At 69.9% G+C, this 8,830-nt stretch carries 8 protein-coding genes and 1 pseudogene; 3 read left to right on the top strand and 6 right to left on the bottom strand.

Going from position 1 to position 8,830, the window contains the following annotated elements:
* Positions 1-100: 100 nt before the first annotated feature.
* The 3 genes from ACG2DA_RS10475 to ACG2DA_RS10485 all read left to right on the top strand — a co-directional run bounded on the left by ACG2DA_RS10475 (position 101) and on the right by ACG2DA_RS10485 (position 2,853).
* Positions 101-1,048 (top strand): alpha/beta hydrolase, encoded by a 948-nt coding sequence (locus tag ACG2DA_RS10475; protein WP_395255560.1) that lies wholly within the window; start codon positions 101-103, stop codon positions 1,046-1,048.
* Positions 1,045-1,467: a hypothetical protein gene (locus ACG2DA_RS10480; RefSeq protein ID WP_395255561.1), complete on the top strand. Its 423-nt coding sequence runs from the start codon at positions 1,045-1,047 to the stop codon at positions 1,465-1,467. The genes ACG2DA_RS10475 and ACG2DA_RS10480 overlap by 4 nt, the downstream gene beginning before the upstream one ends.
* A 204-nt stretch (positions 1,468-1,671) precedes the next feature.
* Entirely contained in the window at positions 1,672-2,853 is a 1,182-nt protein-coding gene (locus ACG2DA_RS10485; protein ID WP_395255562.1) for a DUF1559 domain-containing protein, read from the top strand.
* Between the two features lie 137 nt (positions 2,854-2,990).
* On the opposite strand, the gene ACG2DA_RS10490 is transcribed toward ACG2DA_RS10485, so the two are convergent.
* From ACG2DA_RS10490 to ACG2DA_RS10515, 6 genes and pseudogenes are all read right to left on the bottom strand, one after another.
* Positions 2,991-3,149 (bottom strand): hypothetical protein, encoded by a 159-nt coding sequence (locus tag ACG2DA_RS10490; RefSeq protein ID WP_395255563.1) that lies wholly within the window; start codon positions 3,147-3,149, stop codon positions 2,991-2,993.
* 119 nt (positions 3,150-3,268) lie between these two features.
* Complete coding sequence (locus ACG2DA_RS10495; RefSeq protein ID WP_395255568.1) at positions 3,269-5,362, bottom strand: catalase; 2,094 nt, start codon at positions 5,360-5,362, stop codon at positions 3,269-3,271.
* Positions 5,363-5,526: 164 nt separating this feature from the next.
* Positions 5,527-6,690 (bottom strand): tetratricopeptide repeat protein, encoded by a 1,164-nt coding sequence (locus tag ACG2DA_RS10500; protein WP_395255564.1) that lies wholly within the window; start codon positions 6,688-6,690, stop codon positions 5,527-5,529.
* Between the two features lie 120 nt (positions 6,691-6,810).
* The gene (locus ACG2DA_RS10505) at positions 6,811-7,752 is read right to left on the bottom strand and encodes an HTTM domain-containing protein (protein WP_395255565.1); all 942 of its coding nucleotides are present in this window, start codon (positions 7,750-7,752) and stop codon (positions 6,811-6,813) included.
* On the bottom strand, positions 7,749-8,381 hold the full coding sequence (locus ACG2DA_RS10510) for a hypothetical protein (protein WP_395255566.1): 633 nt from the start codon (positions 8,379-8,381) through the stop codon (positions 7,749-7,751). The genes ACG2DA_RS10505 and ACG2DA_RS10510 overlap by 4 nt, the downstream gene beginning before the upstream one ends.
* A 203-nt stretch (positions 8,382-8,584) precedes the next feature.
* Positions 8,585-8,830, bottom strand: a pseudogene (locus ACG2DA_RS10515) (hypothetical protein); the annotation flags it as partial.

The raw sequence follows: 8,830 nt of genomic DNA on the forward strand, positions 1-8,830 counted from the left end.
GGGCCGCGGCGTCCCCCGGTGGGCCGCGGCGGTGGCGGGGAGAACGCATCGGCGAGTACGCTTCGGGGCTCTCGCCCACGAAACCTCGGACCTTCCGACGATGCTCGCCGCTCCGCTGTCCGCCGTCCTGGCGCTCGCCCTGCTCCCCGCCGCCGCCCCCGATCCCCAGGCCGCGGGCGACGTCCCGCAGGGCAAGGTGACGGACGGCGTCTTCGCCGACTCCGCGATCTACCCCGGCACGCTGCGGCGCTACAGCGTGTACGTCCCGGCTCAATACGACCCGAACGAGCCCGCGGCGCTGATGGTGTTTCAAGACGGGCACAACTTCGTGACGGAGAACGGCCCGTTCAACGTGCCCGGGACCTTCGACCAGCTCATCGCCGCCGGCGAGATGCCGCCGACGATCGCGGTGATGGTCGACCCCGGCTACTCCGCCTCCCAGGTCGAAAGGCAATTGGGCGGAAAGGCCCCGGAGGGCCGCGGGTGGGAGGTGAAGGTCGACGGCAAGCGGCTGCGACCCGGTAACCGCAGCATCGAATACGACACCGTCACCGACGACTACGTCCGCTACCTCAACGAGGAGTTGTTGCCCGTGGCTCTGAAGGGGCTGAACGTCTCGCAGGACCCGGAGCTGCGGGCGATCTGCGGGAACAGTTCCGGCGGGATCTGCGCCTTCACTGCGGCCTGGTTCACCGCCGGGGAGAAGGGCGGCTTTAACAAGGTGATTTCGCACATCGGCTCCTTCACCGGCATCCGCGGCGGGCGGGGCAGCGGGGTGCCGGGCGGGCACGAGTACCCGGTGATGATCCGCAAGAACGACCCCAAGCCGATCCGCGTGGCCCTGCAGGACGGCTCCAACGACCTGTCCAACGAGCACGGCGACTGGTGGCTGGCGAACCAGCAGATGGCCAGCGCCCTGGAATATAAAGGCTACGACTACAAAACCTGGTGGGGCGAGGGCGGCCACAGCAGCCAGGACGCCGGCCCCGGCTTCGACGAGCGCCTCAGGTGGCTGTGGCGGGACTGGAAAGAGGACGCGGCGAATTGAGCGACGGGCCCGCCGCCGGTCCGTCCGTTCCCGAACGGTCGGCCGGCGTGGTGACGGACGTGACGGGCGGGCGGATCGTGTTGCGATCCGTCCGCTTTCGTTCGAGACCGGCCGTCCGTCGGGCGGGCTTCCGTTTCGAACCGTGGCTGTGGCGGCGGACCTCGCCGGTCCTCCCCGGGGACCAATGGCCGGGCTCGCCGGACGACCCGCTCGCCGCGCCGTTCGCCCGGCTACGCGACGCCGGGTTCGCGACGCCGGGTTCGCGACGCCGGGTTCGCGACGCCGGGTTCGCCTTCGCTGTCTCGAAGGGCGTCGGGGCGTCGGAGACGTTCGCGGGACTCCGCGAGCGGGGGCTGCTGACCGGGACGTACCTGGAGCAGTTTCGGACGGACGGCGGCGTGCGGTTCCGCCGGATTTGACGGCACGGACGCGGCGGAGGGCGCCGCCTCAAGGCGGTCGGCAACCCCGCTTTCGCTCCAATGTATCGGCGAGGCAAAAAAAAACGGGAGAAATCGGCGTTTGGCGATGCGTTGGCGGGCCGGCCCCCATTATCATCGGAAACGGTCGATCTGACCGGGCCCAATCGGGCCTTTCCCCATCTCTCCAATCCCACGGAGTCGTCCATGACTCTCGCACGCCGTCGGGCCGACGCGTCTCGCGCCGGATTCACGCTCATCGAACTACTGGTGGTGATCGCGATCATCGCGATCCTCGTCAGTCTTCTGCTCCCCGCGGTGCAGCAGGCGCGAGAGGCGGCCCGCCGCAGTCAGTGTCAGAACAATCTGAAGCAGATCGGGCTGGCGATGCACAACTACCACTCCACCTACGGGGTGTTCCCGGCGGCCTGCGGGGGCACCGGCTTCGGGCTGAACGGCCACCAGGGAAAAACGTCCGCGAACAGCAACCGCAACGGCATCAGCGCCTTCGTGGGACTGACGCCCTTCCTCGACCAAACCGCCCTCTGGAACGTCATCTCCAAGCCCTACAACAAAAACGGGAGGAGCTACCCTCCCATGGGGCCGTCGCCGTGGACCCGTTCGTACGACCCGTGGGTCACGCAGATCGCGTTCCTGCTGTGCCCCTCCGACGGCACCAAGGTCGTGGACCTCGCGGACTCGAACTACGGGATGAACTGGGGCGATAACGGCGAGGGGAACACCACCAACGGCGGGAACTGGCCGGAGTTCAACCAATCCGCCCCGGCGCAAAGCGGCGAGCAAACCGGACCGGACTACACCGGGATGACCCGCGGGATGGCGATCCGTGGAGAGAACCTCGGCGTCCGGGACGTCCGCGACGGCACCACGAACACGCTGCTGGTGGGCGAATTCGTACGTGGCGACAAAACGCGGAACCTTCTGGGCAACGTCGCCTGGGACGTCGGCGCCGCCATGTACGACAACCCCGGGGACAACTGCATGAACAGCATCGTCGATCCCACCGACCCGTCGCAGTACGCCCCCAGCGTCACGATGATGCACGAGCGGAACGGCGAGTGGGTGCGTGGGAGCCGCTGGGCCGCCGGCGCAGCGTGTCACACCGGTTTCAACACAATTACGCCGCCGAACGGACCGAGCTGCAAGAACCCGGTCTTCGACGGTTCGCCCGGCGGCATCTTCGCCGCAACCAGCCGCCACTCCGGAGGCGTCCAGGTGACGTTGGTCGACGGGTCGGTCCGGTTCATCTCCGAGACCATCGACACCGGCAACCTGAACGCCGCCATGGTCACGAACGGGAGGAGCCCCTACGGCACCTGGGGCGCGTTGGGCACGCGGGCCGGCGGCGAAGTCACCGACGACTTCTGAGGCGGCCCGTCCGCCGGCCGAAGCCGGGCGGAGGTCGACCCGGAGCGCTCTCCCCGCTCCGCCCGCAGCAACGGAAACGCCCCGATTCCCGCCGGAATCGGGGCGTTTTTATGAGGACCGGCGACCGACCGCCGCGATCAGTAATCTTCGGGAAGGTCCGAGGGCTCTTCGCTCTGCTCGACGATGCCCTCCTCGACGCTCGAATCGCACCCCGCGAGCGGGGCGAGGCCCACGAACAGGGCCGCGACGAGCGTCAGCAGGTATTGGAGGTGGTTGGGACGACGGCGACGGATCATTTGACGGTCTCTCGGTCCGGGGAAAAGGGAGTGGCCTCGATTCTGCCGGCGATTCGTTCGAATGTGCAACTGTCCGATCGGCGACTCCCGATCCATTCGCGCCGACCAACCGACGCGAATCACGCCGCGCGGTCCCAGAACCGCAGGGCGCGGCACTTTTTGAGAAACGCCCCGGCGTCGGCGGCCGTTTTCAATTCGATGCAGCCGTCGTCGATATCGTCCGGCACGACGCCGGCCTTGCCCAGCAGCGGCATGGCGGCTTTCGCGTAGGCGATGAACTTTTTGTGGGCGAAGGCGTCCGCCACGAAGTCCCGGGCCGGCGGCATCTTTTTCAGGTCCACCGCCCCGTCCATCGAAGGCAGCAGGGCCACGGCGTCGTAGAGCACTGAGGGGCCGCCGTCGATCTTCTCGTCGGCGTCGTGATGTGTGCCGGCGCTGTCCGTCACGCCGCCGACCTGCGGGGCGATCAGGTCCAGCATCGTCCCCTCGGTTTTGCAGGCTTTCATCAATGCGGCGAGCAGGTCGGCGTCCACGCCGTCGGTCACCAGCGCCCCGACCTTCCGGCCCTGAAAGGAGTTCGGGCCGTTCTTGAGGATGCTCAGCGCGTCGGAGGGTTTGAGGTCCTGCCGCGTCGGCCGGGCGGCGTCGGCGGGGGCGGGCATCTCCTCCAACCGCAACTGCTTCGCCACGGTCTTTGCGAGGCCCTCGTCGACGTTCAGCAGGTGCGAGACCATTCGCTTGCGGATCGCCGGCGTCTCCACCTTGCTGAGTTCGAAGGTGAAGGCGTCGGCGATGTGCGTCTGCTCCTCGGGCGTCTGGCTGATATAGAACTGACGGGCCTGGCTGTAGTGGTCGGCGAACGTTTCGCTGCGGACGCGGGCCTTGGCGCCGCTCTCCTTGACCGGGACGGATTGATAGCCCGCCTCCGGGTTCTCCTTCGGGTTGTGGCCGGGGCCCCAGCTGTTCGGTTCGTAATTCACCCGGCCGACGGGGTTGTGCATCGCCATGTGCCCGTCCTGCTGGAAGTTATGGAACGGACATTTCGGGGCGTTCACCGGGATATGGGTGAAGTTCGGCCCGCCGAGACGCTTGGTCTGGGTGTCGAGGTAGCTGAAGTTCCGGCCCTGGAGCAGCGGGTCGTTGGTGAAGTCGATGCCGGGCACGACGTTCTGCGTGCAGAAGGCGACCTGCTCCGTCTCCGCGAAGAAATTCTCGACCCGCTCGTTGAGCACCAGCTTGCCCACCCGCCGCACGGGCACGAGTTCCTCCGGCACAATCTTCGTCGCGTCCAGCACGTCGAAGCCGTACTCCTCGATCCAGCGGTCGGCGTCGGCGTCGGTGAAGGTTTGCAGGCCGAGTTCCCACTCCGGGTAGTCGCCCTGCTCGATGGCGGCCCAGAGGTCGCGGCGGTGGAAGTCCGGGTCGGCCCCGTTGATCTTCACCGCCTCGTTCCACACCACCGATTGCAGACCCTGCTTCGGCTTCCAATGGAATTTGACCAGCGTCGATTCCCCCTTCGCGTTCACCAGGCGGAAAGTGTGCACGCCGAAGCCCTCCATGAACCGGAACGACCGCGGGATCGTGCGGTCGGACATGATCCACAGGGCCATGTGTGTCGCCTCCGGCATCAGGGACATAAAGTCCCAGAAGTTGTCGTGGGCGGTTTGAGCCTGCGGATAAGCCCGGTCCGGCTCCGGCTTGGCGGCGTGAATGAGGTCCGGGAACTTCACCGCGTCCTGGATGAAGAACACGGGGATGTTGTTCCCCACCAGGTCCCAGTTGCCGGCCCGGGTATAAAACTTCACCGCGAAGCCCCGCACGTCCCGGGCGACGTCGGCGGAGCCTTTATTGCCCGCGACCGTGGAGAACCGCACGAACACCGGCGTCTTCAGGCCCTTTTCGCTGAAAGGGTCGGCGGCGGTAAGGTCCGTCAGCGGTTCGTAGTTCTCGAAATACCCGCGGGCGCCGTAGCCGCGGGCGTGGACCACGCGTTCCGGGATGCGTTCGTGGTCGAAGTGGAAGATCTTCTCGCGGAGTTGGAAGTCCTCCAGCGCCACCGGCCCGCGGGGGCCGACCTTCAGCGAGTTCTGATCGTCCGCCACCGCGACGCCCTGGGCGGTGGTCAGCGTCTCATGATCTTTGCCGGCGGTCTGGTGCGTCTCGCCGCCGGGGGCGGAGGGAACCGTGTCCTCCGCGAAGGTGCGGTCCGTCATCGGCGGACGGGCGGGGGTGGAACCGGGCTTGGGGTTCACGGCCATCGGGGGCGGTCTGGCGAGCGGCGGGGGAACGTCGGGGCCGGGATCGTAGGCGTCCCTCCCCCCAGCCGGACGGCGGGGAAACCGCCGCGTCGCCCCCGGGGCGCCCCCCGGTCCGGCCGTCAGTCCTCGCCCGGCGACGGCAGCGGGGCCGGAGCCGGGGCGGCCGTCGGCTCCAGCGCCGGCGGGCCGTCCGGGGGGATGAGGAACCGCACGGGCCGCGGGCCGCGCCGCAGGGCCTCGCCGGCCCGGTGCAGCGTGACGCGGGCGCCCTCGGAGGTGTCCTCCTGCGGCACGGCGATCCAGGCGCCCGGGGCGGCCTCCAGTCGGTCGAGTTGCTCAAGCGACAGCACGAACGCTCCGTCCGCGGCCGGCTCGGCCAGCAGCGCCGGGACCGCGTCGCCGTCTTCGCGGGTCACCAGCAGGTCGAAGCCTTCCGGGGCCGGCTGGCCGGCGGGGGCGAAGCCGCGTTCCCCCAGGGCGTCCACGGCGGCGGAGACGAATTGGGCGGCGATCGCCTCGGCGCTGGAGGCCATGCGGGGGTCGCGGGCGACGGCCTCCGCCCAGGCGGCGGCGGATTCCCGCGGCTTGCCGACCCGCCGCAGCGCCGTCGCCAGCTCCCGCCAAGCGACGGCGAAGGAGGCCGGGTCGTCCGTCGGCGCGGCGGCGGCCCGACGGGTCGCCTCCGTCAGCGCCTCGACCGCGGCGGCGTTCTCCCCCTGCGCCAGCAGGATCGTGCCCTTGCGGTACGCCGGCCCGAACGTCCCCGCGGACAGCCGCTCCCACGCGGCGGCGTCCTCCAGGGCGCCGGCGAAGTCGCCCGCCTCCTGCCGGCCCAGCGCCCGGTTCGCCAGCGCCAGTTCGTCGGCCGGGTCGGCGGCGAGGGCGGCGTCCCAGTCCTGCAACGCCTCCTCAAGTCGCCCCGCGCTGGCCCGCACCGCGGCCCGGTTGTTCCACGCCCGGGAGAGCGTGTCGTCCAGCGCCAGCGCCGCGGTGTAGTCCGCCTCGGCGTCCGCCAGACGGTCCATCTGCTCCCGGGTGATGCCGCGTTCCAGCAGCGCCTCGGCCCGCAGGGCCCGGTCGTCCACCGTCGCCCCGGCGTCGGCCTCCGGGATCGCGGCGAGGGCCTCCGTGAGGGCTTCGTCCGCCCCGGCGTGGTCGTCCCGCTCCCGCAGCACGCGGGCGCGTTCCACCAGCGCCGCCGGCGTGGCGGGGGCGTTCGTCTCGTTCCCCCCGCAGCCGATCAGGGCCAGCGAAGACAGTACCGTAAGCAGGGCGACGCGCATCGAAATCAATCAGTGGAAGGACGCGATCCTTACGCCGGCGGGCCGACGATCGCTTGCGGGTTCGCGGGGGCTGCAGAGTCTCCGCCGCCCGCGAACCCGCAAGCGACGCGTCGGGCCGGGTCAGGGCCGGGAGCGGGGGCGAAACGTCTCCGGCGGGACGAAGGCGACGTAGGCGAAGGTCATAATTAATCCGAACGTCCACATCCCCAAAAACGCCCCGATGCCCAGGTGCATTCCCGTACCGATCGCCAGCACGTAGGGCCGCAGCCGGGGCCGCCAGACCAGCGCCCAGAACGTCAGTTCCCACACCACGGTGGCGTGAGTGATGAGGTGCCCCAGCGGCTCGGCGGCCGCCAGCCAGGTGAGGTCGCCGGTTTGATATTCGAGGTTCGCCGCCGCCTTCCAGATCGCCGTGCCGTCCCACCAGGCCTCGCCCTTCAATTTGGCCAGCCCGGCGAAGGTGTACAGCACGCAGAGGTGCACCTGAATCAGCCGCGTCGCCGCGGTGGTGCGGGGCGAGAGTTCGTCCCGGCGGGACCCGGCCCCGCGGCGCCGCCGCAGCAGGGAATCGACCGAGAACGCCGCCCCGCAGGGGGCGATCGCCAGATAGAGCGTCAGGAAGGTCTCGATCTGGTCCAGCCCGAAGGTCGCCATCGGGACCCGCTGGGCGTAGGAGGCGACGATCAGAAACGCCAGCCACTTCGTCACGACCGTGCCCAGTCCGATCGTATAAAGCGCCAGGGCGAACAGGCAGAGCAGGTGCACCGGCCAGACCCAGGCGTCCGGCACGAAGAACCAGAACGAAAAGGTTCCCTCCACGTTCACCATCGATTCGGGCTGGAAGCCGCCGTCGGTGAAGAAGGCGTCCAGTTCCAGCCCCCAGACCGCCGTGCTGTACAGCGCCATCCCGCCCGCCAAGATGCGGACCACGCCCACCGTCTGCGGCGCCGAGGGGGCGAACCAGAACCGGTGATACCACGCGGCCAGATCGACGGCGTCCGTCGCCAGCCGCCGGGGCAGGTTCAAGACGAAGGCGGCGACGGCGTGAAGATAATGCCTCACGGCTCCTCCCCCCTTGAGGGGTCCGTCGGCGGGAGCGGGCGGGCGTCGAAGCGGCCTAACGGGCGCTCGGAGTAGGTCGCAGGGTCGTCCAGGCCGAAGCCGGCCCGCACCTCGCGGATTTCCGGCAGGCGGTGCGTGACGACCGTGAGGCTCAATTCCTCCGCCCCGGTTTCCATGCCTAATCCCCGGGCCAGCGCCGCCTGATACTCCGGGCTCATCCCCGCCGGGCCGGCGAGGCGTTCGGTCAGCATGAAGTGCCGGTGATACAGCAGACGGGGGAAGTGCCCGTCGCGGTCGGGGATCACCCCGGCGACGCGGCTGCCGTCGGGGCGGGTCCCCTCGTATTTGAGCAGCGTGCTCGGCCCCGGCTCCGGGGCGAAGTAGTGATAGCCGTGTTCGAGGTACAGCATGCGGAGGTACGGGCTCGCGAGCCCGTAAATCTCCCGCTGCACCAGGGAATTGGGCGGCATCATCCCCGCCGGGCCGATCGCCAGGCTGATCACGTGCCATGCCAGCGCCAGATGGGCCGCCGCCCAGAGGCACCGCGTCCACCAGCGGGGGCGGGGGGCGGACGGTGCGGGGGCGGACTCCGCGGGGGGCTCGGCGGCGGGGTTTGGCAGGTCGGGCACGGCACCAGCGTGGGGCGAGCTGCGGCCGATGGCGAGCGACGCCCCGGAGAAACCGCCGCGGGACCGGGGGGGCCGCGCCGGTTCGGGCGCGGGTAACGAAACGACCGGCCGGCCCCGCGGGTGCGGGACCGGCCGGCGGATCATCGATCGGCACGGGCCGCGGCGTCAGCCGCCGCGGGCCCGATCGGTCGGCGGGGATCGGCTCAGTAGGAGCCGTAGGAGCCGTAGCCGCCGCCGTTGGAGCCGTTGTTGTGGTGACCGAACAGGCCGCCGCCGAACAGGCCGCCGCCGCCGTTGGAGCCGTGCGACTTGAAGCCGTCGAACAGCCCGCCGCCGTTGGAGCCGTTGTTGTGGTGACCGAACAGGCCGCCGCCGCCGTTGGAGCCGTTGCTGCGGTGACCGAACAAGCCGCCGCCGCCGTTGGAGCCGTTGCTGCGGTGACCGAACAG

The sequence above is a fragment of the Alienimonas sp. DA493 genome, assembly GCF_043951915.1.
Classification (GTDB): Bacteria; Planctomycetota; Planctomycetia; order Planctomycetales; family Planctomycetaceae; genus Alienimonas.